The 25233-nt window shown below is 70.6% G+C and carries 21 protein-coding genes; 10 read left to right on the top strand and 11 right to left on the bottom strand.

Features of this window, described 5'->3' with window-relative positions:
• The first annotated feature begins 168 nt into the window (after positions 1-168).
• From IE250_RS15255 to IE250_RS15265, 3 genes are all read left to right on the top strand, one after another.
• Positions 169-1317 (top strand): ROK family transcriptional regulator, encoded by a 1149-nt coding sequence (locus IE250_RS15255; RefSeq protein WP_229872483.1) that lies wholly within the window; start codon positions 169-171, stop codon positions 1315-1317.
• 65 nt (positions 1318-1382) lie between these two features.
• Positions 1383-3038, top strand: a complete 1656-nt coding sequence (locus IE250_RS15260) for an outer membrane protein assembly factor BamB family protein (protein WP_189670117.1) — start codon at positions 1383-1385, stop codon at positions 3036-3038.
• 78 nt (positions 3039-3116) lie between these two features.
• Complete coding sequence (locus tag IE250_RS15265) at positions 3117-3647, top strand: hypothetical protein (protein ID WP_189670118.1); 531 nt, start codon at positions 3117-3119, stop codon at positions 3645-3647.
• 7 nt (positions 3648-3654) lie between these two features.
• Here IE250_RS15265 and IE250_RS15270 read toward each other — a convergent pair whose 3' ends face one another.
• The 5 genes from IE250_RS15270 to IE250_RS15290 all read right to left on the bottom strand — a co-directional run bounded on the left by IE250_RS15270 (position 3655) and on the right by IE250_RS15290 (position 10192).
• Positions 3655-4671, bottom strand: a complete 1017-nt coding sequence (locus IE250_RS15270; protein WP_189670119.1) for a LacI family DNA-binding transcriptional regulator — start codon at positions 4669-4671, stop codon at positions 3655-3657.
• 47 nt (positions 4672-4718) lie between these two features.
• A complete protein-coding gene (locus IE250_RS15275; RefSeq protein ID WP_189670120.1) occupies positions 4719-5639 on the bottom strand; it encodes a carbohydrate ABC transporter permease in 921 nt (306 codons plus the stop codon).
• Positions 5639-6589, bottom strand: a complete 951-nt coding sequence (locus tag IE250_RS15280; RefSeq protein ID WP_189670121.1) for a carbohydrate ABC transporter permease — start codon at positions 6587-6589, stop codon at positions 5639-5641. Before IE250_RS15280 ends, IE250_RS15275 begins: the two co-directional genes overlap by 1 nt.
• Positions 6590-6664: 75 nt before the next feature.
• Positions 6665-8023 carry an extracellular solute-binding protein gene (locus IE250_RS15285; protein ID WP_189670122.1) on the bottom strand — a complete coding sequence of 453 codons (1359 nt, stop codon included), beginning with the start codon at positions 8021-8023 and terminating at the stop codon, positions 6665-6667.
• A gap of 60 nt (positions 8024-8083) precedes the next feature.
• Positions 8084-10192: a beta-galactosidase gene (locus IE250_RS15290; RefSeq protein WP_189670123.1), complete on the bottom strand. Its 2109-nt coding sequence runs from the start codon at positions 10190-10192 to the stop codon at positions 8084-8086.
• Positions 10193-10407: 215 nt separating this feature from the next.
• On the opposite strand from IE250_RS15290, the gene IE250_RS15295 reads away from it, so the two are divergent.
• Positions 10408-11517 carry a LacI family DNA-binding transcriptional regulator gene (locus tag IE250_RS15295; protein WP_189670124.1) on the top strand — a complete coding sequence of 370 codons (1110 nt, stop codon included), beginning with the start codon at positions 10408-10410 and terminating at the stop codon, positions 11515-11517.
• A gap of 16 nt (positions 11518-11533) precedes the next feature.
• Here the strand turns inward: IE250_RS15295 and IE250_RS15300 are convergent, their stop codons facing one another.
• A complete protein-coding gene (locus tag IE250_RS15300; protein WP_189670125.1) occupies positions 11534-12418 on the bottom strand; it encodes a helix-turn-helix transcriptional regulator in 885 nt (294 codons plus the stop codon).
• A gap of 100 nt (positions 12419-12518) precedes the next feature.
• On the opposite strand from IE250_RS15300, the gene IE250_RS15305 reads away from it, so the two are divergent.
• From IE250_RS15305 to IE250_RS15315, 3 genes are all read left to right on the top strand, one after another.
• Entirely contained in the window at positions 12519-13364 is an 846-nt protein-coding gene (locus tag IE250_RS15305; protein WP_189670126.1) for an SDR family oxidoreductase, read from the top strand.
• Positions 13365-13406: 42 nt separating this feature from the next.
• Positions 13407-13937, top strand: a complete 531-nt coding sequence (locus IE250_RS15310; protein WP_229872484.1) for an SDR family NAD(P)-dependent oxidoreductase — start codon at positions 13407-13409, stop codon at positions 13935-13937.
• Positions 13938-14079: 142 nt separating this feature from the next.
• Positions 14080-14808 (top strand): aminotransferase class IV, encoded by a 729-nt coding sequence (locus IE250_RS15315; RefSeq protein WP_189670127.1) that lies wholly within the window; start codon positions 14080-14082, stop codon positions 14806-14808.
• 31 nt (positions 14809-14839) lie between these two features.
• On the opposite strand, the gene IE250_RS15320 is transcribed toward IE250_RS15315, so the two are convergent.
• From IE250_RS15320 to IE250_RS15330, 3 genes are all read right to left on the bottom strand, one after another.
• Complete coding sequence (locus tag IE250_RS15320) at positions 14840-15430, bottom strand: TetR/AcrR family transcriptional regulator (protein WP_189670128.1); 591 nt, start codon at positions 15428-15430, stop codon at positions 14840-14842.
• A gap of 97 nt (positions 15431-15527) precedes the next feature.
• Complete coding sequence (locus tag IE250_RS15325; protein ID WP_189670129.1) at positions 15528-16106, bottom strand: TetR/AcrR family transcriptional regulator; 579 nt, start codon at positions 16104-16106, stop codon at positions 15528-15530.
• Between the two features lie 111 nt (positions 16107-16217).
• Positions 16218-16829, bottom strand: coding sequence for a helix-turn-helix domain-containing protein (locus IE250_RS15330; protein ID WP_189670130.1), 612 nt, complete (start codon positions 16827-16829; stop codon positions 16218-16220).
• Positions 16830-16948: 119 nt separating this feature from the next.
• Here IE250_RS15330 and IE250_RS15335 point away from each other — a divergent pair, with 119 nt between their 5' ends.
• Positions 16949-18001: an isopenicillin N synthase family dioxygenase gene (locus IE250_RS15335; protein WP_189670131.1), complete on the top strand. Its 1053-nt coding sequence runs from the start codon at positions 16949-16951 to the stop codon at positions 17999-18001.
• Positions 18002-18078: 77 nt separating this feature from the next.
• Here the strand turns inward: IE250_RS15335 and IE250_RS15340 are convergent, their stop codons facing one another.
• A complete protein-coding gene (locus tag IE250_RS15340) occupies positions 18079-18516 on the bottom strand; it encodes a winged helix-turn-helix transcriptional regulator (RefSeq protein WP_229872485.1) in 438 nt (145 codons plus the stop codon).
• 71 nt (positions 18517-18587) lie between these two features.
• Here IE250_RS15340 and IE250_RS15345 point away from each other — a divergent pair, with 71 nt between their 5' ends.
• Positions 18588-20003, top strand: a complete 1416-nt coding sequence (locus tag IE250_RS15345; RefSeq protein ID WP_229872486.1) for an MFS transporter — start codon at positions 18588-18590, stop codon at positions 20001-20003.
• Between the two features lie 438 nt (positions 20004-20441).
• Here IE250_RS15345 and IE250_RS15350 read toward each other — a convergent pair whose 3' ends face one another.
• Positions 20442-24497 carry a S8 family serine peptidase gene (locus IE250_RS15350; RefSeq protein ID WP_189670132.1) on the bottom strand — a complete coding sequence of 1352 codons (4056 nt, stop codon included), beginning with the start codon at positions 24495-24497 and terminating at the stop codon, positions 20442-20444.
• 196 nt (positions 24498-24693) lie between these two features.
• Between IE250_RS15350 and IE250_RS15355 the strand changes: the two genes are divergently transcribed.
• Positions 24694-25137 carry a nitroreductase/quinone reductase family protein gene (locus IE250_RS15355; RefSeq protein ID WP_229872487.1) on the top strand — a complete coding sequence of 148 codons (444 nt, stop codon included), beginning with the start codon at positions 24694-24696 and terminating at the stop codon, positions 25135-25137.
• Positions 25138-25233 lie beyond the last annotated feature (96 nt).

Below are 25233 nucleotides of genomic sequence, written 5' to 3' on the forward strand. Positions count from 1 at the left end.
TAAGTTTTACTACGAAAGATATTAGAGGGTCAAGAGAGGCAAGTAGCCGGATTTCTCCATCCCTTACGTTTCGCCATGCAAGGAACGCGGCGGTAGGGTGGCGACGCGGCACAATGACGAAGACGCCGACGATCGGCGGGCGACCGATACGGACTCGGAGGAACGATGGTGACCACCGGCACGGTGCGGCCCTGGGTGCCGCTCGCGGGCCAGTCCCACCGGCTCGCCCTCGAGGTGCTGCTGCACGGACCCCTGTCTCGCGCCGAGCTCGCGCGTCGCACGGACCTCAGCGCGGGCAGCCTCACGCGCCTGACCAAACCGCTGGTGGAGGCGGGGCTCCTCGTCGAGGCCGGCCCGGGCGCCGGCGACCTGCGTCCCGGTCGCCCGTCCCAGCCGCTCGACATCGTTCCCGACGCCCACCACTTCGTGGGCGTCAAGGTCACCGGGGACACCGTGCACGGAGTCGTCACCACGCTGCGGGCCGACGTCGTGGGCTCCGGCAGGCGGCCGCTCGACGCCCGCACCCCGCACGAGGTCGCGGACGTCGTCGCGGACCTCGTGAACGAGCTGGCCGACCAGGTCCCGAACGTGACCGCCGTGGGCGTCTCGCTCGGCGGGCACGTCCTGCCCGACGGCACGGTGCAGCGCGCGCCATTCCTGGGCTGGACCGACGTCCCGCTGACCCGCCTCCTCCAGGAGCGGACCCAGCGCCCGGTCGTCGCGGCCAACGACGTCATCGCGCTGACCGAGGCCACGCACTGGTTCGGCGAGGGCCGGGGGCACGCCCAGTTCGCGCTGGTCACCGTCGGCGCCGGCGTGGGGCTCGGCGTCGTCGCGCACGACCGGTTGCTCAACGGACCGAACGCGGGCCTCGGCCTCCTGGGGCACCACTCGCTCGACCCGCTGGGACCGCTGTGTCCGGTAGGGCACCGCGGATGCGCGACCGCGATGCTGACGACGGGTTCGATCCGGCGCCAGGTCGCCGCAGTGCGCGGCGACCTGCCCACGTACGACGAGGTGCTCGATCTCGCCGAGTCAGGCGACGAGCTGGCACGGCGGGTGGTGGACGACGCCGGCCGCGCGCTCGGCAGGCTCGTCGCCGTCGTCACCAACGTCGCGCTGCCCGAGGTGGTGGTGCTCGGCGGCGAGGGTGCCCGCCTGGCGGTCGTCGCACGCACCGCGCTCGACGGCGGGCTGGCGGGCGACCTGGACCCGCTCGCCGAGCCGCCGGCGCTGGCCGTCCAGGCCGCGGGATTCGATGCCTGGGCGCGAGGGGCCGCCGTCATCGCGATCCAGACCTACGTGCTGGGGCGCTGACCGCCTGCCTGCCGGCACCCGCTCCGCAACGAGATGCTGCTCTATTCCACCCTTATGCTCTAAGCATGGCGCGCGACCCGGACCAGGACTCTCCAATCGTCTTTGACCTGGTCGACGATGACGCGGCCGATCCTGGCGCCCCGCACACCCAGCCGCACATCGGCGGCGCGGACGGCGTCGACGGCGCCGACGGCGCCACTTCCGGGTCCGGCGAGCCGCCCGCGCCGGCCGCGCAGGGCGGCAGATGGCGAGCAGCCGCGCCCGTCGCGGCGGTCCTCGCGATCGTGCTCGGGACGGGGATCGCTTCCGACGGCGCGCGGGACAGCGCACGCATCGAGCGGATGCGCGACGCGCACGGCGGCGTCGCGGACCTGTCTGTACCGCTCGAGGAGACGTGGGCGTGGGAAGGCGCCGTCGGCGCGGGTCAAGAGTGGTTCTTTGCGGCGGACGAGGTAGCGGTTCTCGACGATGTGCTGGTGTTCGAGTCCGACGGTGAGCTGGTCGCGCTGGAGCCCGCGACAGGCGAGGAAGCTTGGGCCGTCCCGCTCGGCGATGACCCGGACTGCGGACCGCTGGGCGTCTCGGCCTACGGCGGCGCACCGATGACCTCGCTGTCGGTAGTGGTGTGCGTGCAAGGCAGCGGCGTCGACCGCGAGGCCATCGCGGTCACACCGGACGGCACCGTCTCCGCCCCGCGTGCGCTCGACCCAGCGGACACGCGCCGCTACGGCGGGCCCAGGCCGGGGCCGGACGGGACGGTGCTGCGCGCCACCCGGGTCGGGCCCAAGTCGGCAGTGAACCTCGGGAACGCCCGGTGCGACGACAGCGGCACGTGCGGCGGGACGGTCGTGGGCGGCCGCGACGTCGAGCTCCGTGCGGAGGACGCCGTCACCGGCGAGGAGCGCTGGAACGTCACCGTCCCCTTCCGGCCGGCGGAGGCGGGACAGTGCTGGGGGATGTCGTGGGAGGACCCTAGCGACGTCATGGACTTCGGCGGCCAGGTCGCCCCCGACGCCTTCGGCGGACGGATCGCGGCCGACCTCGTGCACCTGGACGGTTGCGGCATCGACGCCGCGGTCACCCCGGACGGGGTGGTGCTCGGCACCGAGTTCGACCCGGGCATGGGCGACATAACGGCTCTCGAGGCGGGCGGGTACGCCGGGCTCGACTACGGCGGCGCGGCCCGCACGGTTCTCTACTCCGGCGACGGCGAAGTCGTCGGCGAGTATCCCGGATTCGTGCTGGGCCCCTGGGTCGCGGACGGTTCGGGCCCGGCCACGCTGCTCGGGACGGACGAGATGGGGCAGCGACTGCATGCCTACGAGGCGGACGGGACGCCGCGGTGGGACGTCAGGGCGCTGGGTTCCGACCACCCGTTCCTCGCTCAGGTGGGCCAGACGGCGGTGGTCATCGACGGAGGCGCGGACGTGCGCGGGATTGACGTAGCCACGGGCGCCGAGCGGTGGCGTGGAGCCGGCGAGCTCGGCGACGGCGTGCTCCAGGTCTTCACCGACGGCCAGGCCGTGCTGCTGCTCCTGACCCAGGGCGACTCCGGCGCCGTGCGCGTGGTGTCGCTCGACGCCGCCTCGGGCGAGGTGCTCTGGACGTCGAGCGAGGCGACCACGTCCGACGCCAACGGTAGGGAGTTCCCCGCGGCGCTGGTCGCGGTCGACGGCCACCTGCTGGAGGTGGACGCGGACGGTGTCCGCGGCCTCGGCTGAGCCGACGCGTCCTTTGGCCATCCGTCCACGTCGATCCGTGATGTGCTCCGCCGCCTCTCGGTGCGCCAGAATGTCGCGATGAGACTCGGGCTGGGCAGGCGCGGCGCGTGGTGGGTGTGGTCCGCCGGGTTCGTCGCCTTCGGCGCGCTCGAGGCCCTGGTCCTCCACCTGTTGGGTGGCGCGCTCCTGCCCCGCCCCGCCGCCCTGACGCTCGATGTGGTGGTCGACGTGCTCACGCTCGCGGTGCTCTTCGCGTTCGTCTCCCCGCTCTGGTCGGCCCACACGGTGACCGACGACGGCACGGCCCGTCTCCGGTTCGGCATGCTCGGCTCGATAGTGGTCCGCCCGGGCGATATCGCCCGGGCGCGGCCGTTCACGCCGACGGCGGCCCGGCCGGCGGAGGTCGGGGTCGGTTTCGACGACGAGACCTGCCGACTGACGCTGGTCAGGTCGCCGGAATCGCCGTTGGTGTTCGCCTCCTTCACCCGGCCGGTCCCGGCCCGGATCCAGCTCTTCCGCCGGGTGCTGGCTGCCGAATGCCTGGTCAGCACCGACGACGCGCGGCGGCTGGTCGCGGCCCTCGGCCAGGACGAGCCGTATCACGCATGAGCGTCGGCTAGGCGCTCGCCCGCACCACCAGCTCGGGCGCGAGCACCACATCACGCGGCGCCCGGCCCGGCTCGGCGATCTCGTCCAGCAGGAGCTGGGCCGCGGCGGTCCCGATCTCGGCGATGGGCTGGCGCACGGTGGTCAGCGGCACGGCGGCGACCGCCGCGAACGGGATGTCGTCGTACCCGACCACAGCGATGTCGTCGGGCACGCGCACACCCGCCGACGTCAGCGCGGCGATGATGCCGATCGCGTGCAGGTCGTTGCCGGCGACGACGCCGTCGGGCCGGCGGGCGGGCGGCAGGTCCGCGATCCAGCGGCCGACGACTGCGCCGTCGGCCAGGTCGAGGTCGGGAGCGCGGACGACCTCGAGGGACACGCCGGGCGATTGGCTCACGGCGCCGCGGCAACCGTCGATCCGGCGCTCGACCTGGTGCACTCCCTCGGGTCCGCCGGCGAAGAGCAGATGCCGCCGTCCGGCGTCGATCAGGTGCGACGCGGCGAGCCGGCCGCCCGCCCTGTGGTCGAGCGACACGGACGACAGCCGGGACTCCGGGTCCTCGTGGTCCACGAGGACGATCGGCGTGCCGCGGTCACGGCGGCGGCGCAGCGGCTCGAGGTCGTCGTCGGACGGCGCGACGACCACACCGTCGAACCGGAGCTGCTCGAACAGGTCGAGGAAGCGCTTCTGCTGGACCGCCGACTCGTGCGAGCTGCCCACCACCACCGCGAGCCCGCTCTCCGCGGCGAGCATCTCGACCGCCCTGGCGATGCCCGCGAAGTACGGGTTGGACGCGTTGACGAAGGACGCGCCCACGATCCCGCTCGGCCGGCCGCGGAGCTGCCGCGCGGGCAGGCTCGGTACGAACCCGAGGGAGGCGATGGCAGCCCCTATGCGGTCCTTCATGGTCACCGACAACCGTTCGGGCCAGTTGAGGTAGTTGGAGACCGACGCCACCGACACCTGTGCATGGCGCGCGACGTCGTAGATCGTGACTGGTGCCTCGTCGCCGCGCGTGTTCACGTGTCGTCCTTCCGGAAGGTTAGAGCGTCACGGTAACGCGCCGGGCGCTACTCCTTGACACCGCCCGTTGCGAGACCCGTCTGCCAGTACCTCTGGAGGAAGAGGAACGCGATGACGAGCGGCACCACGCTGATCATGGATCCGGTGATGACGGTGGAGAAGAGCGCCTGCGCTCCCCCGCCCGCCGCGGCCGCACCCTGCTGCTGTGCCAGCCCGACCGTCAGCGGGTACAGCGACGAGCTGTTGAGCATGATCAGCGGCAGGAAGTAGTTGTTCCAGGTGGCCACCAGGGCGAACAGGAACACGGTCACGATGCCCGGCCCGAGCAGCCGCAGGCCGACCTGCCAGAAGATCCGCAGCTCGCCGGCGCCGTCGACCCGAGCGGCCTCGATGATCGAGTCCGGGACCGCGTCCGCCGCATAGACGCGCATGAGATAGACGCCGAACGGGCTGATCAGGGACGGCAGGATGATGGCCCACGCCGTGTTGGTCAGGCCGAAGCTGTTGAACATCAGGTACGTCGGCAGCGCGAGCGCCGTCAGCGGGATCATGATGGCGCCGAGCGTGATGCTGAAGAGCAGCTTGTCGCCCGGGAACTGGTACTTCGCGAACGCGTAGCCCGCGGCCGTGGCCAGGAGGGACGCGCCGACGGCGCTGACCCCGGCGTACAGGGCCGTGTTGACCACCCAGCGCACGAAGATGCCGTCGCGGAACGAGAAGACGGACGCGAGGTTCTCCCCGAGAGCGAACCGGTCGCCGAACCAGAGCCCGAAGCTCGAGAACAGGTCGGCGTTGTCCTTCGTGCTGGCGATCAGCAGCCAGAACAGCGGCAGGACGAAGTACAGGGCGAGGAGCCAGAGCACCACCGTCAGCATGGTGCTGCGCCGCTTCGCGCGGCTGCCCCTCGGCTTGGCCGACGTCACGGGTGAACCGGCGACGGTCGGTGCGGTCACGGTTGTCCCGGTCATCATGATCCCTTTCGCTGGGCGCTCTGGCCCCGGAGCTGTACGACGTACGACACCACGGCGATGACGAGCCCCAGCAGGAAGGCGATCGCCGCGGCGTAGTTCACGTCCTGGTTCACGAACGCGATGTTGTACGCGTACCAGTTCGGTGTGAAGCCGTTGGAGATCGCGTTGGGCGCTATCGAGTCCAGCAGGCTCGGTTCGTTGAACAGCTGGAAGGTGCCGATCACCGAGAAGATGACGGTCAGCAGGATCGCCGGCCGGATCGCCGGGATCTTGATGCTCCACGCGATGCGCAACTGGCTCGCGCCGTCGATCTCCGCGGCCTCGTAGAGCTCGCCCGGGATCGAGCGCAGGGCCGCGTACATGATGATCATGTTGTAGCCGACGAACTCCCACGTGACGATGTTCATCATCGAGAAGAGGATGGTCCGCCCGCTGAGCAGGTCCGGCGCAGTCAGGTCCAGGGCGCCGAAAGCCTGGGCGATCGGGCCGAAGTCGGGCCCGTACAGGTAGCCCCACATCAGCGTGGCGACGACGCCCGGCACGGCGTACGGCATGAAGTACAGCAGCCGCAGGGCCTTGGCGCCCCGGGCGCGGCCGCTGTCCAGCGCGAGCGCGAGGAACAGCGCGAGCCCGAGCATGACCGGCACCTGCACGGTGAGGAACACCGCCATCCGGCCGACGCCGCCGAGAAAGGCAGGGTCGGTCAGGGCGCGGACGTAGTTGTCGAGGCCCGCGAAGACCTGGCCGCCGATGAGCTGGCTCTTGAAGAGGCTCAGGTAGGCGGCGTAGCCCAGCGGGACGACGAGCATTGCAGTGAAGACGACGAAGAACGGCAGCACGAGCGTGTATGCGGCCCTGTTCCGGTTGCGGGTGCTCCTGGAAGCGGGGCGCAGGCGCGGCGCGGGATGCGCTCGCGCGGCGGTGACGCGCGGTGAGGTGGTGGTCATGAGTGATCCCTGGTTCTTGGCGGAGCGGCGGACTCGCGTGCGGGCGTCCCGTCGGGGACGCCCGCACGCGGGCTGTCACTGCTGCACGGTGAAGCCCTGGCTCTCCGCGTAGGTGACGAGGTCCTCCTGCCAGGCGTCGAGCGCGGCGCCCAGGTCGCCCTTCTCGCCGATGGCGGTCCCGACGATCTCGTTGAACGACGAGTAGGCGTACTCGGTGAACGGCAGCCACGGGAACTCGGTGTCGACGGTGCCGGAGATCTCGGCGAAGAGCTCGTTGACCTTCTGCCCGCCGAAGAACTCGACCTCCTGGCCGGTGAACTCCGGCGACTCCAGGACGTTCTTCGCGGCCGGGAACAGGAACTGCTCGTTCGCGAACATCGTGGTCGACGACGGGTCGTTGTTGATCCACTTGGCCAGCTCGTAGGCCGCGATCGGGTTCTCCGTGCTGGACAGCACGGCGTCGGACGAGCCGCCCCAGTTGCCCGACACCTGCTCACCCTCCTCCCACTGCGGCAGCGGCGCCGCGGCCCACTTGCCCGAGGTGTCGGCGGCCGTGCCCTGGAGGAAGATCGGGGCCCACGCCGCGGTCAGCCAGCCCGCGTACTTGTCCGAGACGATCCCCTGGTAGTAGGCGTCGTTGAAGTCGGCGTCGGTCGACACGAGGTCGTCCTGGATGAGCTGCTGCCAGTAGGCCAGCACCTCCTTGGCCTCGGGGCTGTTCACGTCGATCGTCACGGTCTTGTCGCCGTCGTAGCCGAACGGCTTGACGCCCGCCTGCCACAGGAGGCCGACCACCTGGGCCGGGTCGTTGGACGCGAGGTTGGAGATGTACGAGCCGGTCTCGTCCTTGACCTTCTTCGCGGCCTCCGCGTACTCCTCGTACGTCGCCGGCGGCTCGGTGACGCCCGCGGCGTCGAGAATGTCCTTGCGGTACAGGTTGCCCATGGCGCCGGTGTCCTGCGGGATCGCCCAGACGGACTCGCCGTCGGCCACCTGGTTCCAGGCCCAGTCGACGTACTCGCCGGAAAGGTCGGCCGCCCCGTAGGGCGCCAGGTCCAGCAGCGAGTCGGTCAGCGTGAAGGAGGAAAGGTACTGGTACTCGATCTGCACGACGTCGGGTGCCCCCTCGCCGGACTGCAGCGCGGTGCGCACCTTCTGGTAGTGCTCGAGGCCCTGGCCGACGTTCTCCACGGTGACGTCGATCTCCGGGTACTGCTCCTCGAAGAGGGCGATCTCCTTGTCGATGTCCGGGACCCAGGTCCAGAACGTGAGCTCGGTCGGCGTGCTGAGCGCCTCGTCGATCTGCTCCTGGGTGACGGCGTCCTGCGCGGCGGCAGGGGCCTCGCCTCCGCCGGCGGAGCATCCGGCGGCGAGCAGAGCGATCATCGAGGCTCCGGCCAGTGCGCCGGCGGTGGCGCGTGATGGGTGGTACATGGGTCTCTCCCTTGAGCGTGGTGCAGCAGGTGTTATTCAGGCGGTGATGCAGGTGGTGTTTCAGGCGGTGATGAGGGTGCGGGTCTCCCAGCCCTTCAGCGGGATGACGGTTCCGCTGTCGTAGCGGTCGCCGGTCAGGAGGTCGGTCGCGTCGCAGGCGAGGGTCACCTTCTGCGCGGTCCAGCCCCAGTTGAAGAGGAACGACGCGCGGCGCCCGTCGGGAAGGGTTCCCGACGCCGCGGTCACCGGCAGGTCCAGGTCGTGGACGAGCCGGGCGTTCAGCGGCTGCGGCGCCGCCCAGCGCACCAGGGCGCCGGCCAGCCGCGGGTCGGGCAGGCAGCCGACCGTCGTGATGCGTCCGCTCCCGTGGGAGTCGGTGACCACTGCGGGAAACTGGCCGAACCGGCGGTGCTCGTACGCCGCCAGGGTCCGGGCGGTGGTCGGGATGAGGCCGTCGATCCAGCTCTGCCCGGAGGCGCCGTCGCCCAGGTCCAGCGGGCTGTCCGACGCCGCGACGACGGGGACGTCGGCGTCGAGGTTCGAGTACTCCTCGTACCAGGCCCCCGCGGCGTCGTGCAGGCGGGCTGGTGCGATCTCGACCCGGGCGCGGGCCTCCTGGTCGGCGTATGCGGTGCGTGGGCCCAGGATCAGGTGCCCGCCGTGCTCGGCGTAGGCGCGCAGCAGCTGCAGGTCCTCGTCCGTGGTCACGTACGCCCCCGCAGCGACCAGAACCGGGAACCGGCGCGCGAGCTCTGCCGCGCCGAGGTCACGCGCCTGTGCCAGGTGCACGATCCGCGACTGCCGTCCGGTGTCGACGACTCCGCGATGGAAGGCATCGACGATGCGCTCGTAGGACTCGCCGTCGGGCCCGTCGCCGGAGTTCAGGGGCGGCATGTACTGCAGGGCGAACCGGCTCGGCACGGACCACAGGATCGCCACGTCGGCGTCCGGCTCGTACCCGTCCAGACCGCCGCCGATCTGCGCGAGCTCCGCGCCGATCTCCGCGACCTCACGGTAGACGCGCCCGGGCTGCAGGCTGTGCGGGAGGACGCCGCCCCAGTAGGTCTCGGTGCCGTACGGCAGCGTGTGCCAGTGCCAGTACTCGATCATCGCCGCGCCGCGCGAGACGAACGCGTAGGCGGCCTGCTTGAGCTGGCCCGGGAACGGCGGGAAGTTCGTGTCCGCGGTACCGATCGACTGGGCGTTGGTCTCGGTGACCAGGTAGCGGTCCTGCCGCGAGGCGTACATGCGGTCGGCCTGGCGGAACAGCCCGGCCACGCCCGTCGTCGTCCACTCGTTGGGCTGCGCGAGGTCGGTGCCCGCCGCGAGGTGGTCCTGCATGCCGTAGTACGGGTTGCCGGCGCTGACGTCCAGACGCCGGCCGAGCTGCTCGTCGTCGAGCCCGCGCCGCGGGTACTGCAGGCAGGTGGTGACGAACTGGTCGTCGCGGCGGTACTCGTCGACCAGGGCGGCCTGCCAGCCGATGAACTCCGTGGTGAGCTCGGCCTGGAAGAGCCGCCAGGCCAGGTCGTACTGCGGGAACGTGTTGCCGTCGGGCCGCCACAGCTGGGACCAGTCCCCGATGCGGTGCGACCAGTAGGTCAGGCCCCACTCGCGGTTAAGGGTCTCGACGTCGCCGTACCGCTTCTGGAGGTGGCGCACGAACCGGGTGAACACGCCCTGGTTGTGGAACAGCTCCAGGCCGGGCTCGTTGTCGACCTGGTAGCCGATGACGGCGGGGTGCCCGGCGTAGCGCGCGAGGATCGCGCGGATCACCCGCTCGGCGTGGAACCGGAACGCCGGGTGCGTGTAGTCCACCTCCTGGCGGGCTCCCCACGGGATCGGCTCCCCGGTGCGCCGCTCGGCCGCGATCTCGGGGTGCGCGGTCTGCAGCCACGGCGGGATCGCGTAGGTGGGCGTGCCCAGGATCACCCGGATGCCCCGGTCGTGAGCGGCGTCGAGCACCGGCGCGAGCCATTCGAGGTCGAGCTCGCCGTCGGCCGGCTCCCACGTGGACCAGACGGACTCGCCGACCCGGATCACGTTGATGTCGGCCGCACGCATGAGGTCGAGGTCCTCGACCAGCCGGTCACTCCGGTGGTACTCGGCGTAGTAGGCCACGCCGAACAGCAGGCCACTTGGCAGGGGTGGGGGTGTGCGGGACTCCATCAGGGCGGTACTCCGTCGTTTCCGTCGAGCAAAGATGCGGTGCGCTGCATTGCGAACGTGGAGGACGCTACCCTGGATGTTGCCGGTAACATCGCCTCGTTATCCTAATGTTACCGGCAACATTTGGGGCGTCGGGACCGACCCGGCCGCCGTTCGGAACTACTGTGGGTGCGCTGCCGCAGGTCGCGGCACCAAAACAGACGTGGAGCAAGCACATGGGCAGGGACGCGACGAAGCAGGCCGAGGAGCCGGACCAGGTTCCGGCTCCGGCTCCGGCGAAGCTCGCCGCCGACCCGGCCTCCGGCGACATCGCCTCCGGGAACCAGCGCCCGGCGACGATCTACGACGTCGCGCGGGAGGCCGGGGTGTCGCACCAGACCGTGACCCGCGTGCTGAAGGACTACCCGAGCATCCGCCCGCACACCCGGGAGCGGGTGCTGGAGGCGCTGGAACGGCTCGACTACCGGCCGAACCTGACCGCCCGCTCGCTGACCACGGGCAGGTCGCACCGCATCGGCGCGCTGACGCACGAGCTGCAGCAGTTCGGCCCGAGCAGCGTCGCCCAGGGCGCCGCCGCGCAGGCGCGCGAGTCGGGCTACCTGCTCGACATCGTCTCGCTCGACATGAGCGACGTCGCCGAGATAGAGCAGGCCCTCGACCTCCTGCACCAGCACGACCTGGCGGGCGTCCTCGCCCTGTCCTCCAACGACGAGATGACCGAGGCGTTCGGGCGCGCCAGGTTCCGCGTCCCGGCGTACATCGCCACCGAGGAGGACGAACCCTTCAGCGCCCATCCCTCGGAGCTCACCACCGTCGGCTTCCCGGCGCTTGTGAACCACCTCGCCGAGCTCGGGCACCGGGAGTTCCTGCACGTCGCCGGGCCGGAGGCATGGATGGCGGCCCGCAACCGCGCCCGCGCCTACACGTCCGCGCTGGAGGCCCGCGGGCTGCACTCGGCCGGAACCATCCACGGCGACTGGTCGGCCCGATCGGGGTACGAGGCGATCGCCGGGCTCGGCCGTGACATCCCGGCCACTGCGATCGTCGCGGCCAACGACCAGACGGCGCTCGGCGTCCTGCGCGCCCTGCACGAACGCGGCCTGAAGGTCCCCGAGGACGTGAGCGTGACCGGGGTCGACGACATCCCCGACGCCGCCTACTTCACTCCGCCGCTGACCACGCTGCAGGTCGACTTCGAGACCCAGGGACGGAACGCGGTCCAGCAGCTCCTGAGCCTCATGAACCACAGCACCGCCCCCGAGACGACGACGCTGCCGTCCCGCCTCGTGGTCCGCCGGTCCACGGGCCCGGCCGCTCGCCGCTGACAACGCTGCCGAAGTTCTACTTCGGCAGCGTGGTTTCGCTCACCTGCCCGCTGGTGGCCGCCCAGCTCGCTAGCATCCGGAGCGCGTCACTGGACGCCGAGCCGGGGGCCGCGCCGTAGGCGATCAGCAGGAGCCCTCGCTCCGAGGTGACGGTCATGGCCTCGTAGGTAAGGTCCAGGTCGCCGACGACGGGATGGTGGACCCGCTTGGTCCCGGTCTGGTGTGCGCGGACGTCGTGGGAAGCCCACAGGACGCGGAAGGCGTCGCTGCGCGTGGAGAGCTCGCCGACGAGATCGCTGAGGGCGCGGTCGTACGGGGCGCGTCCCGCCTCGGTGCGCAGCAGAGCGACGGTCTGGTGGGCGGTCTCGTCCCAGTCCCGGAAGAACCGCTCGGCGCTCTGGCCGAGGAAGACGAGACGCGCGAGGTTCGCAGGCGACTGCTGCTCGTCGTACATGGGGGCGAACAGCGCTCGCCCGAGCTTGTTGGTGGCGATGGCGTCGAGCCGCCCGTTCTGCACGATCACCGGCACGTTGTCCATCGTGTCGATCAGGTGCTGCACGTTGGGCCGGACCTGCAGCGGCTTGGCGCGTCCGTGGCGCCGTTGCGGACGGGCGCCCTGGTTTGCCGTGCGCACGAGCTCGTAGAGGTGTGCCTGTTCGGCGTCGTCGAGCCGGAGGGCGCGGACGATCCCTTCCAGGACCGCCTCGGAGACCCCGGTGGCGTTGCCGCGTTCCAGGCGCACGTAGTACTCGACGCTCATGCCCGCGACCAGGGCCACCTCTTCGCGGCGCAGGCCGGGCACCCGACGCCGGCCGCCGAAGTCGGGCAGGCCGACCTGGTCTGGGGTGAGCCTGGCCCGTCGTGTGGTCAGGAACTCACGGATGTCGTCCCGGATGTCCATGACTCGAACGTACGTCACAGGCGCCGTTCCAGGGGGTCCCTGGCATTGACCCTATAAAGCGGGACTCCCTCGCCCGCGCGGAGCGGCCTTTGCTGGACCCATGAACAACAACACGAAGGTCTGGTTCATCACCGGCGCCGGCCGCGGTCTCGGCATCGACATCGCGCAGGCCGCCCTCGCCGCCGGCCACTCCGTGGTCGCGACGGGCCGCAACGCGGACCGGGTGCGGGCCGCGGTCGGTGAGCACGAGAACCTGCTCGCCGTCTCGCTCGACGTGACCGACCCCGACGCCGCAACAGCCGCCACGCAGGCGGCCGTCGATCGCTTCGGCCGCATCGACGTCCTCGTCAACAATGCCGGCAACTTCTACGCCGGCTACTTCGAGAACATCAGCCCGGAGCAGTTCCGGGCGCAGATGGAGACCAACTTCTTCGGCCCCCTGAATGTGACCCGGGCGGTCCTGCCGATCCTGCGCGCACAGCGCGGCGGCCAGGTCATCACTGTCACCTCCACCGCGGGCCTGGTCGGCGGGGAGTTCACCGCCGCGTACGCCGCGTCGAAGTTCGCCCTGGAGGGGTGGATGGAGTCACTGCGCCACGACGTCGAGCCCTACGGGCTCAGCACGATGGCCGTCGAGCCGGGCTTCTTCCGCACGGAGCTGCTGGTCGAGGGCGCCTCGACCATCTGGCCGGAGCTGCAGATCGAGGACTACGCCGAGCGCACCGCCAAGACGATCGAGACCTGGAAGAGCATGAACGGCCAGCAGGGCGGGGACCCCAGGAAGCTCGCCGAGGCCCTCGTCACGCTGTCCGACACGGACAAGCTGCCGCCGCGCTTCGTCGCCGGCTCGGACGCCATGGGCGCGATCGAGCAGAACCTCGTCACCATCGGCGAGCAGATCGCGGACAACCGCGTCCTGTCCGCCTCGCTGGCCTACGACGCCTGATCCGGAGGGACAACGCACCGTGAGCTCAAATCTGTCCAGGCGGTGATCGACCAGTTCGGCCGCCTGGACGTGCTGGTCAACAACGCGGGCCTGATGCTGCTCGGCCCGATCGTCGGCGCCGACGTCGAGGAGTGGGAGCGGATGCTCTCGATCAACGTGCAGGGCCTGCTCTACACGACGAACGCGGCCCTCCCCCACCTGCTCAAGGCCGCCGAGGACGATCCGCGCCAGGTCGCCGACATCGTCAACATCAGCTCGATCGCGGGCCGGGTGGCCTGGGCGAACTACGGGGTCTACAACCTCACCAAGTTCGGCGTCAACGGGTTCACGGAGTCGCTCCGCCAGGAGGTCACCAAGCGGCGCGTCCGGGTGGGCGTGCTCGAGCCCGGGGGCGTCGCCACCGAGCTCGGCACCCACAACAGCGGCGCGATGCGCGAGCACATCGACGCCTTCGTCGAGAGCACCGAGATTCTCGAGGCGCAGGACATCGCCGACGGGATCGCCTTCATGGTCACCCGCCCGCGGCGCGCCTCGATCGCCGAGCTGTGGGTCATGCCCACCGACCAGGCCTGACCCCGGCCCGGCGCCGGCCTTGCCCGGCGTCGGCCTTGGTCGGCGTCGGCCTTGGTCGAACGCAGGCTTGGTCGCTCTGTCAGCGCTCGGAACGCGACCAGGCCTGCGTTCGGCGCAGCCTTCCGCCCAGTATCGTTTCCGGGTGCGTATCGAGACCGACGGCCGGCCCGCGGCACCAGCCGACCTGTTCAGCACCTACGGCCATTTCACGGCCATGCAGGTGCGCGACGGCGGGGTGCAGGGGCTGGAGCATCACCTCGTCCGGCTCGACGCCGCGCACCGCGAGCTGTTCGGGCAGGCGCTCGACGGCGACCGGGTCCGCGACCTGGTGCGCCACGCCCTCGACGGGACACCGGACGCCTCGGTTCGGGTCATGCTGCGCGATGCCGAGCGCGTCCTGGTGTCCGTCGACGAGCCGCACTTCCCGCCGAGCCCGCCGCAGCGGCTGCGTTCGGTCCCCTACCTGCGCCCGTTCGCCCACCTCAAGCACCTCGGCGGTTTCGCCCAGGCCGAGTGGGCGCGGCGGGTCCGGCTGGACGGGTACGACGACGCCCTGCTCACCGCACCCGACGGCTCGGTCGCCGAGTCGTCGATAGCGAACATCGGGTTCCTCGTGCCCGACGGCGGCGTCGTCTGGCCTGACGCACCGCACCTGCACGGCGTCGCCATGCAGCTGGTCGAGGCCACCACGTCATCGGTCCACAGGCCCGTCCCGCTCGACGACGTCGCGGCGTTCGCCGGCGCGTTCCTGGTGAACTCGATCGGCGTCGTGGCCGTGGCATCGATCGACGACGTCAGCCTGCCCGACGCCGGGCCGCTCCTCGCCGGCGTCGTCGAACGCCTGGCCGCCGTCCCGTGGGAGCGGGTCTAGGCCTCGCGGTCTGCGTCTCGGACCGTCGGACTCAGTCCGACGCCTCGTCCGGGGCGCGCACCAGCATGAGGACGTTCCGGATGCCCTGCTCGAGGACGTCGTCGGCGAGCTGCCGATCGGCCAGCGCGCGGGACATCTGCATCGTCCCGACCATCGCGGCGTAGATGCTGAGGGACTTCGCGTGAGCCGACTGCGGATCATGCGGCGCCCGGCGGGCCGCGAACTCGCCGATGAATGCGAGCACGCCGTCGGTGTACGCCTGCTTGGTGGCGTCCGGGCGGCGGCCGATCTCGTCCAGCAGGGCGGCGGACGGGCAGCCGTGTTCCGGGTCGTCGCGATGCTCGACCGAGAGGTACTCACGCACGAGGCGCTCGACGCCGGCTTGGTCGGGCGGGAACTCGGCGGCGCCCTTGCGTTGTTCGTCCAGCTCGTGGGCGACCGCCGTGGCGACCAGATCGTCCTTGGAGTCGAAATGGGTGTAGAAGGCGCCGTTGGTCAGCCCCACGTCGGCCATCAGAACGGCAACCCCGGAGCCGTCGATGCCGTCGGCCTTGAACCGGCGGCCGGCAGCCTCGATGATCCGCTGCCGCGTCGCCCACTTGTGCTCCTTGCTGTACCGCACCGCATGCTCCGTTCCGGGCTCGCTGATGATCCGCGTCCCACACCCAATTCAGAGTACGACCATAATTTAATTTCCGGAAGGCCTTGCCGTCAGGGTCCTACTGTTCGGTCAGGAGTAAGCGGGCATTCTGGATACCCATCTCCAGGACCTCGTCGGCGAGCTTCGGGTCGGACACGGCGCGGGACAGCTGCAGCGACCCCACCGCCATCGTGTAGAGCCCGAGCGCCTTCGCGCGCGCCGACTGCGGATCCTCAGGGGCCAGGCGGGCGGCGATCTCGTCCAGGATGGCCTGCGCACCGTCGGTGTACGCGTGCTGGGTCCCGACCGGGCAGCGTGCAAACTCGTCGAGCAGAGCGGCAGCGGGGCAGCCTTCGGCCAGGTTGTCCCGGTGCTGAGGTGACAGATATACGCGCAGGAACTCCTCGAGTCCCGCTCGGCCGGGCGGCAACGCGCGGAAGCTCTCGACCTGGTTGTCCAGCTGGTCGGCGACGACATGGGCGACCAGGTCGTCCTTGGACGAGAAGTGGGCGTAGAACGCTCCGTTGGTGAGCCCCGCGTCCGCCATCAGGGTGGCGACGCCGGAACCGTCGATGCCGTCCTGCTTGAACCGACGACCGGCCGTCTCGATGATCCGTTGCCGCGTCGCCTGCTTGTGCTCCTTGCCATAGCGCGCCACTGGTTTCTCCATTCGCTCGACAAGCCGTTGCCCGCACCAACCACCCACCATAGTATGACGCACATAATGTTTTGGTCGCCCGCGCCAGGAGTCGAGCGACAGGCCCCGCCATCAGGCGCGCGGAGCGGGCCCATCGGCCGGGCGTGCGTGCGCTATCGAGAGCAGGATCCGGGCCTGCCCGGCGCCGACGGCGGCCCAGCGGTGCCGGATGTCGGCGGGGTGGCTGATCGCCTCGCCGGCCCCGAGCCGCCAGGAACCCTCGTGCTCCAGTGTGACCTCGACCTCGCCGTCGATCACGTAGACCGTCATCTCGCCGTCGGACTCGAACCAGCCGCCGAGGTCCTCGTCCGGGGCCACGCGGTACTCGACCACCTCGAGCAGGTGCCCGACGCCCCCGGACAGGAGCCGACCGCTCGCCGCCGCGGGCGCCTCGGAGACCGGCAGCTCGCGGCCCTCACCCTTGCGCAGCACCGATATGCCCCGCGGTGGGCTCACCGGCGGCATGAGCTGGCTCGGCGGCACCCCGAGCGCGTGGGCGAGCCGGTAGAGGCTCGACAGCGAGGGGCTCGTCTCGCCCTTCTCGACCTGGCTCAGGAACGGCTGGCTCACCTCGCTCGCGCGCGCCAGGGCGCGCATCGACAGCCCCGCCCCCTCGCGCGCCCGCCGGATGGCCTGCCCCACCGCGGCGCGGACATCGTCCGTGGCATCCGGATTCTTTAACACGGGCTTAACCCCTCGGGCTCGATCCTGGTCCATATTGATAACCAATACTTATCACCTCGGCGCCGGAGGCCGGCCCGAGGAACAGGACCGAAGGTATCCGAACACCGAAGGAGACCGGCATGTCAGCTGCATTCCACGTACCGGCGATCGACATCGCCCCCTACATCGCCGGCGGCACCGACGCCGACAGGGCCGAGGTCGCCCGCCGGGTCGACGAGGCGGCCCGCACGGTCGGCTTCATGCAGGTCCTCGGCCACGGGATCCCGCTGGAGGCCTGGGCTCGGCTCGGCCGCGCGAGCGACCGGTTCTTCGAACTGCCGCTCGACGTGAAGAAGCAGTACCGGGCGCCCGCCGGCGTCAACCGCGGGTACAGCCCGCCCAGGTCGGAGCGCCTCAGCCTCAGCCTGGGCGTCGAGAAGGCCGAGCGCATGAACGACTTCTTCGAGGCCTTCAACCTCGGCGCGTCCGCCGCCGACTACCCGCACGCCGACGTCGATCCGGACATGTACTCCGAGAACATCTGGCCCGCGGAGACCGAGACCTTCCAGGCCGACGTCGAGCTGTGGATGTCGCACGCCACGTCGGTGGCCAAGGTCATGATGGCGATCTTCGCCGACGCCCTCGGTCTGCCCGCCGGGTACTTCGACCCGTACACCGACCACTCCCTCGACGTCCTGCGCATGAACAACTACGCCCTCCCGGAGGGCGAGCGGGTCGAGCTCGACGGCGACCTCATCGGCATGGGCGAGCACACCGACTTCGGCATCGTGACGCTGCTCTGGGCCGACGACGTGAAGGGCCTCCAGGTGCTCGACGCCGACGGCGGCTGGAACGACGTCTCGCCGATGCCCGGCGCCCTGCTCGTGAACCTCGGCGACCTGACGGCGCGGTGGACCAACGAGCGCTGGAAGTCGACGCTGCACCGCGTGAAGCCGCCGGTGATCGACGGGCGCATCAAGCGGCGCCGCTCCGCCGCGTTCTTCTTCGACGGCAACGTCGACGCCGTGATCACCACGCTCCCCGGCTGCGTCGCGGAGGGCGAGACGGAGCTCTACGGCCCGATCACCGTCGGCGAGCACATCGAGGCCAAGCTCAACGGCTCCCGCGGCCTGGTGAACAACACGACCGACACGACCCGCGAGGCCGAACGAGTCCTGACAAGCCGCTACTGAACCCCTTGGTTGTGGGCGCGACCGTTGCGCCTAAACCGGACGCATAGTCGCAACGGTCGCGCCCACAACCAAGAAGCTCAGCGCGCCTCGAAGGCCTGGCGCGCCTCGGCGATCTCGTCCTGGTGCTCCTCGGACCAGTTCACCAGGGCCTGAGTTGTGCCGAGCAGGGTGCGCCCCAGCGGGGTGAGCTCGTACTCCACGCGGGGCGGCACCTCGGGGTAGACGGTGCGCAGGACCAGGCCGTCGCGCTCGAGGTTGCGGAGCGTCACCGTCAGCATCCGCTTGCTGATCCCGTCGATCTCCCGGCCCAGCTCCCCGAACCGGAGCGTCTTCTCGTCCAGCAGAGCGATCACCAGCAGGGACCACTTGTCGGCGATGCGGTCCAGGATCTGCCGCACCTGGCAGTCCTCACGGACGTCCCACTGGAAGGGGTCCCGCTCGGACCTGCATGCCGCCACCTCGGCCTCGGTTCCCTCGAGGGAACCGGGTGACGTCAAAGTGCCTTCTTGTGCCATCTGCTGATCGTGCCGAACGATCGTCATGGTTACAAGTGGTAACCATGCGGGACGTGAGCAAGGAGATCTCTGTGACGGACACAAGAGCGGTGGAGCGGCCGACGGCGAACGTGACCCGAACGGGCTGGGGAGTGCTGGCCGTCGTGTGCGGGGCGCTCTTCCTTGAGGGCATCGACATCGCGATGCTCAACGTCGCGGTGCCCGCCATCGCCGCCGACATCGGCCTGGCAACGGCCGATGCGCACTGGGTGATCAGCGCCTACGTGCTCGCCTACGGCGGGTTCATGATCCTGGGCGGGCGCACGGCCGACCTCGTCGGCCGCCGCCGGACGTTCCTGGTGGCCCTTGCCGTGTTCGTGGTGTTCTCGGGCCTGGGCGGTCTCGCCGACGAGGCCTGGGTGCTGATCGTCGCCCGGTTCGTCACGGGCGCCACGGCGGGGTTCATGACGCCGGCGGGGTTCAGCCTCCTGACGACCAGCTTTCCCGAGGGCTCGCTGCGCGACCGGGCGCTGGCGATCTACGGCGCGATCGGCGCGGGCGGGTTCACCCTGGGTGTGGTGGCGGGCGGGTTCCTGACCGACGTCGGCTGGCGCTGGGTGTTCTTCGCGCCCGTGATCGTAGGCGCCCTGCTCTGGGTCGCCGGGCGGGCGTTCATCCGGCCGGACGTGGCAGCCGAGCTGCCCCGCGGAGGGTTCGACCTGGGCGGCGCGATCACCCTCACGTCGGCGATGGTCGCTCTCATCTATGGCGTCGTGGCCGTCGGCGAGGGGCACGACGTCGCCGCCGGGATCGCCGCGCTGGTGGCCGCGGGGGTGCTGATCCGCGTCTTCGTGACGATCGAGCGCCGCGTCCGTGACCCCCTGCTGCGCCTCGCGGTGCTGCGCGAAGGGCTGCTCGTGCGGTCGAGCGCCGCCGGCCTGTTGTTCATCGGGGCGTTCTTCGCCTTCCAGTTCCTTTTCACGCTCTATCTGCAGGAGTTCCGCGGCTGGTCCCCGGTCGCCACGGGCCTGGCGTTCGCCGTCATGGGCCTGGACATGATCCTGGCGCCCCTGTTCACGCACCGGCTGGTCAGGCGGTTCGGGAATGCCCCGGTGATGGTGGCCGGGCTGGGCGCGGGCGCCGTCGCCTTCGCCCTGGCGCTGCGCATCGACGGGTCGTGGGGATACCTCGACCTGCTGCCGTCCCTGCTGCTGATTGCGGTGATGTTCGCGCTGGTCTACGGGCCGCTCGCAGCGGCCGCCACGACCGGCTTGGACGAGTCGGAGCACGGGGTCGCCGGCGGCATCGTCTACACGGCGTTCCAGTTCGGCGCCGCGCTGGGCGTCTCGGTCGCGACCATCGTGCTCGTCAACGGGCACGTCGGCGCAGCCGACTGGTCGGACTACCGGCGCGCACTCCTGGTCCCTGCGATCGGCGCCGCCCTCGCCCTGGCCCTCGGCATCTCGACCTGGGTCCGCACACGGCGGTCGGCTGAAGCGTCGCTCTGAGCTCGCCGTCCGCGCACGCTCATCACACGAGAGCGGGCGGCGCCGTCTGCCGTGCACTGGCGGCCGGCTCCACCAGGTGAGGTGGCCTCGGGTGGAGCGGCCAAGCGAGGTCACCTCGGGGTGCACCTGCCAGGTGAGGTGGCCTCGGGGAGCACCTGCCAGGACCGCTGAATTTCGTTCGCCCTGACCCCGCCTGATTCACCCAGGCTGAATGGTTCAGCGCAGCCCGTAATCCCGCGGCACAGCCGAACACGGTTCAGCCCACCCGGCACCTCTCGAAAACAGCACATCGTGTCCCGATGCGGCGAGCACACGGCCCGGCTGGCCGAGCCGAACCAGCTTCAACCAGCGGTCCGCTTCGAGAACACACTCTTGGGCATGGTTCCGGTGCCGAAACCATGCCCAAGGGTGTTCTCGAAGCGGACTATGCGTTGCGGACTAGCCGCAGAACTCGTTCAGCTCGAAGTTGTGCACCACCGTCTGTCCCTTGATGATGCGTGCCGACTTCGTCTCCGGCGGGTACCCCGTCGCCGAGCTGAGCAGTGTCAGCCGGTTGTTGGACACCCCCATCCACCGGGCGTAGCCGCCGTCGGGCCCGGTCACGAGCGTGACGTCGTACTCGGACCCGTCGATCACCACGAACGCGCCCTCCAGCGGGACCGTCTCTCCGTCACAGGTCGCGCCCGTCACCGTGCCGGCGATCTTGCCCCAGTTCAGGGGCGGGGTCACCGACAGCGACACCTGCACCTTGGGCTCGGCGTACGGCGTGCTGCCGTTGGCGATGACCCCCGAGGTGTAGGTGCCGGGCTGGTCCACCCGGCTGCTGTCGAGGTCGACGTACACGGTGTCGGACTCGCCGGGAGCCAGCGTGAAGGCCGGCGGCTGGACGTCGAGCCACGGCACGTCGACCGTGGTCTCGCCCGTCACGTTCAGCACCGTGTGCATGTCCGGGAAGCCGACCTCCTCGAGCGTGGCGGGCTCGGCGTTGCCGCATGCCTCGGCGGCGATGTACGACGGCGCCGTCTCCGGCTCGGCGTTGGACCCGATGAATATCTCGCCGTCCACCCCGACCACCTCGACGACGAGCGTGCTGCCCGCCGGCGCGGTGCCGGTGACCGGCACGTCGACCATCGTGAGCTCCTGCGCTTCCAGGGTCACGTCGGACGAGCCCAGCAGGGTCATGTTCGAGTACACGAACTCCCCGTCGAGCTCGTACAGGTTGACCGTGACGTCGGTGGCCGCAAAGACGGACTCGACGCCGAAGGACACGTTGGTCACGGCGAACTCGCCGGCGATGTCGAAGTCCTCCAGCGTGAACGTCCGCAGCCACTGTGTCTGGCCGGCCCCGCAGGCCACCGAGTTGCCCATCGTGACGTCCTGCGACGAGGAGTGGGTGATGGTCGTACCCTCGCCGGCGAGGAGCGACGACGGGGCGGACGGTGTCACTGTCGCCCCGGGCCGCGACCCGTTCCGGAAGAGCTTGTCGCCGTCCTTCGCGGCGCTGGTGCGGTTCGTGCCCGACGATGTGCTCACCTCTGTCGCCTCGCGGGTCGCCCCCTTGATGACGCCCGAGCCGGCAGCCGACCCGAGGATCTCGAAGTCGGACGACGCCGGGGCCACCTCGACCTCGGCGGGCGCCGTGCCCTCGTTCGTCACGGTGAACGTGCCGGACCTGGTGCCGCCCATCCGCACCTCGCGGGACAGGTCGGCGGGCGAGACCGTCAGGAGCGGGGCCGCGAGCTCCACGTCCTGCCGGGTGACGGCGTCGGCCACGACGGTCACCGCTGCCTCGGCGCTCGTGTAGTCCTTGGCCGCGTAGCCGATCTCCTGCTCGCCGGCCGCCGCGGTGAACAGCGAGTAGTACCCGGCGCCAACCGTCGGGTTCTCGGGGTCGAGGGACCGGGTGGTCTCCTCGGCACCGGCGGTCACCGTCGCGCGGTTCACGCCGTCACCGGTGTTGAGGTCCCCGACGAATCCGGCCACGAGCCCGCCGTCGACGGGCAGGCACTCACCGATGGAGACGTTGTCGATCTGCCACCACATGGCCCACGCGGCGTCGCCGTAGTGGAACCGGACCCGTACGTCGGACTGACCACCGGCGCCGGGCAGCGCGACGAGCGCGCGTCCCTCGGCGTCCGACGTCTGGTGCAGCACCGTCTCCCAGGTCTCGCCGCCGTCGACGCTGAGGCCGACGTCGGCGAATTCCCCGCCCCACACGAGGTAGCTCTGGTCGAACGTCAGGAGCGGTGCCTCGACGTCGCTCAGGTCCAATGCGGGCGATGTCAGCGTCGTGTTCTGCTGCCCGTCGGGGCCGTAGGCGTCACTGTTCACCTCGGCGAACAGCCCTTCACCGCCGGTCTGGTTGCCAACGTCCGCTGTGTCGTCGAACGTCCACACCTCCTCGGTGCCGGCCAGGTCCTCGACCACCCATCCCTCCGGCACGGACCCGGACTCGAACTCCTCGGTCCCGGCGCCCGCCGCAGTCAGGGCGTACCCGGGTGCGGTGCACTGGTCGAGCACGGGAAGCGCGGCGTCGGCAGACGTCGGCTCCGTGCCCACCTCGACCGCCTGGGTGAACGCCGCGTAGCCCTCCACCGACGGCTGCACGACGAGCGTGTGCGTGGCCGACTGCGGCAGCTCGAACGAGTACTCCCCGGTGAACGGGTCCGTCCAGGCGACGACGTCGCTCGGCGCGCCCTGCACGGTGAGCTTGGCGTCGAGCGGCCAGCCGTGACCGGAGCCGTCCGTGACCGTTCCGCTCACCGTCGTCGTCGGCGCGGCCTCCAGGACGAAGTCCCGCGTGGCGGTCTCGCCTTCGATGACCTCAGCCGAGCCGGTTCCGGCGAGGTAGCCGAACGCCGAGACGCCAAGGTCGTAGCTGCCCGCCGCCAGCGCGATGCGGTACACGCCGTTCGAGTCGGTGGTGTCGCCGCGCTCGCCGGCGGCGATCCGCGCCCCGCCTACCGGTTCGCCGTCAGGCCCGGTGACCGTGCCGGAGAGGATGCCGAAACCGTCGATCGGCGCGTTCTCGATCAGCGCCTCGACGTCGAGCCTGCCCTCGCCCCACACGTTGTTGTTCGAGGGGGTGCCTCCGCAGGAGTCGTCGACCACGTCGCCGGCGGTCTCGTCGAGCAGCGCCTGCGTGCCCTCGATGTCCCCGATCAGGATCGGCGCCGCACTCCACAGGAGCGCTACCGCGCCCGCAAGGTGCGGTGATGCCATGGAGGTGCCGCTGAACTCGGCGTAGTCGCCGCCGGGGACCGAGGACCGCACGTCTTCACCAGGCGCCGCGAGGTCCGGCTTGGTCACGCCTTCGGCGCCCGGCCCGCGCGAGGAGAACTCCGTGATCTCGCCGTCCGGTCCGAACGCGCCGGCCGCGTAGGTGGCGACGTTGGCCCCGGGGGACGACGTCGACTGGCAGCCCGCCTCGCCCGCGTTGCCGGCCGCCCACGCGCCGAAGATGCCCGCCGCCTCCCAGGCGGCGATCTCCTCGGACATGAAGTCGTCGATGGCGCCCGGTGCCTGCTGGCCCCACGAGTTGTTCACGATGTGCGGGCGCTGCGCCGGATCGGGGTCCGAGCCGTCCGCCCGCGTCGGCGCGAGGATCCACTGGCCGGAGGCGAGCAGGTCTGCGTCGGAGCAGGAAGCGCAGCCGTTGGCCGCTATCCAGTCGGCGTCCGGTGCGACGCCGATCTGGTTGCCCGCGCCGTCGTCGCCCACCATGGTGCCCATGACGTGCGTGCCGTGGGCATCGACGTCGCAGGGCGAGCCGTCGCAGGAGTCGCTCGCGTCGAACCAGTTGTAGTCGTTGTCGACCTCGCCGTCGCCCACGTAGCCGCGATAGTGCTCCAGCAGGGCCGGGTGCTCCAGCTCCACGCCGGAGTCGATGTTCGACACGGTGATGCCCTCACCCGTGAAGCCCATGTCCCACACGTCAGGGGCGCCGATGGCGTCCAGGCCCCACTCGGTGGCGAGCGGCGCCCGCGCCGTCGGGGCCTTCCGCTCGACGGGTTCGATGGGCTGCGCCGCCACGCGCTCGTGGACCTGCTTCACCTCGCGGCTGGCGGCCACCTGCTTCGCGAGCTCCAGCGTGCCGTCCTCGACGAGGATCGCGTTGCTGATCCAGTAGGACTCGTACTCCACGCCCGCCGCCTCGAGGTCGGCGACGACGTCCGCCTGCGAGGTCTTCGCAGTGCTGGTCAGGGCGTCGTAGACGAACTGGCCGCGCTCGTCCCAGTCGAGGATCGCCTTCGCCTGCTCAAGCTCCGGCCGGTCGGCGAACCGGATCCAGAAGTCGGCGGACTCCTTGGCGTCGAGCCGGGTCCGCACGGAGGACGTGATCTTGTCCGCCGCACGCTCCGGAACGTCAGCGGCGATGGCAGGGGATGTCCCTGCCGCCGCCGGAGTGCTTGCGAGTGCCGGTGCCACGCTCACCGTGGTCGCGAGGAGTGTGCCGACCACCGCCAGAGCGATCGGTGCGCGTCTTTCTGACATGCGACTGTGCATTCGGTGCCTCCGGGTGCAAGCGCCCCGATCGGGGGCGCGACCACTGGCTCACGAGCGTGTGCCAGATGACACTCTGTGAGCCGGGGGCGAAAAGGGCAACGAAAGTCGGTTTTTAGCCAGTGCCTGGAACCAGGGCGGACGCCTGGTGCCCCCGGCCCCGAAGCCGACGTCCCCGGCGCGAGGAATGCCGCGCGCAGCACTCGGCGTTGCCTCGGGCATGGACTTCAATCAGCAGATCATCGACACCTTCCGCAGCAATGCCGGCGAGGTCAACGAGCCGATCCCGTTCGGCAAGGGGCTCGTGCTCGTGCACGTACCGAAGAAGGACGGCACCACCCGCATCGCACCGGTCGCCGCCATCCAGGACGACGGCGCCTGGCACGTCGTCGCCTCGGCCGCCGGCTCGCCCAAGAACCCCGCGTGGGTCTACGGCCTCCGCCGGGCCGAGCAGGTCGACATCGAGGTCCCCGGTGAGCCGGTCGAGACCGTGCGAACCAAGGTCGAGGAACTGACCGGCGAGTCGCGCGACGCGATGTGGGCCCGCTTCAAGGAGCTCTCCAGCGGCTTCGCCGGATACGAGAAGACGGCCGAGGGCCGCGTCTTCCCGATCTTCCGACTGCAGGCCTGACGTTCGCGGACCGGAAGCCCAGGTCAGAGCCCGTATCTGACCTGGGCTTCCGCACGTGACGACCGCCCCGACGGTGGTCAGCGGCCTCGGACGCCG

This window comes from Promicromonospora soli, assembly GCF_014653785.1.
GTDB lineage: Bacteria > Actinomycetota > Actinomycetes > Actinomycetales > Cellulomonadaceae > Promicromonospora > Promicromonospora soli.

Coding starts and splice junctions, on each gene's coding strand:
- IE250_RS15275 (WP_189670120.1), bottom strand. CDS start 5,639: ATGACCGGGACAACCGTGACCGCACCGACCGTCGCCGGTTCACCCGTG.
- IE250_RS15305 (WP_189670126.1), top strand. CDS start 12,519: ATGAACAACAACACGAAGGTCTGGTTCATCACCGGCGCCGGCCGCGGT.
- IE250_RS15340 (WP_229872485.1), bottom strand. CDS start 18,516: ATGGCACAAGAAGGCACTTTGACGTCACCCGGTTCCCTCGAGGGAACC.
- IE250_RS15335 (WP_189670131.1), top strand. CDS start 16,949: ATGTCAGCTGCATTCCACGTACCGGCGATCGACATCGCCCCCTACATC.
- IE250_RS15260 (WP_189670117.1), top strand. CDS start 1,383: ATGGCGCGCGACCCGGACCAGGACTCTCCAATCGTCTTTGACCTGGTC.
- IE250_RS15300 (WP_189670125.1), bottom strand. CDS start 12,418: ATGGACATCCGGGACGACATCCGTGAGTTCCTGACCACACGACGGGCC.
- IE250_RS15290 (WP_189670123.1), bottom strand. CDS start 10,192: ATGGAGTCCCGCACACCCCCACCCCTGCCAAGTGGCCTGCTGTTCGGC.
- IE250_RS15295 (WP_189670124.1), top strand. CDS start 10,408: ATGGGCAGGGACGCGACGAAGCAGGCCGAGGAGCCGGACCAGGTTCCG.
- IE250_RS15355 (WP_229872487.1), top strand. CDS start 24,694: ATGCCGCGCGCAGCACTCGGCGTTGCCTCGGGCATGGACTTCAATCAG.
- IE250_RS15350 (WP_189670132.1), bottom strand. CDS start 24,497: ATGTCAGAAAGACGCGCACCGATCGCTCTGGCGGTGGTCGGCACACTC.
- IE250_RS15285 (WP_189670122.1), bottom strand. CDS start 8,023: ATGTACCACCCATCACGCGCCACCGCCGGCGCACTGGCCGGAGCCTCG.
- IE250_RS15265 (WP_189670118.1), top strand. CDS start 3,117: ATGAGACTCGGGCTGGGCAGGCGCGGCGCGTGGTGGGTGTGGTCCGCC.
- IE250_RS15280 (WP_189670121.1), bottom strand. CDS start 6,589: ATGACCACCACCTCACCGCGCGTCACCGCCGCGCGAGCGCATCCCGCG.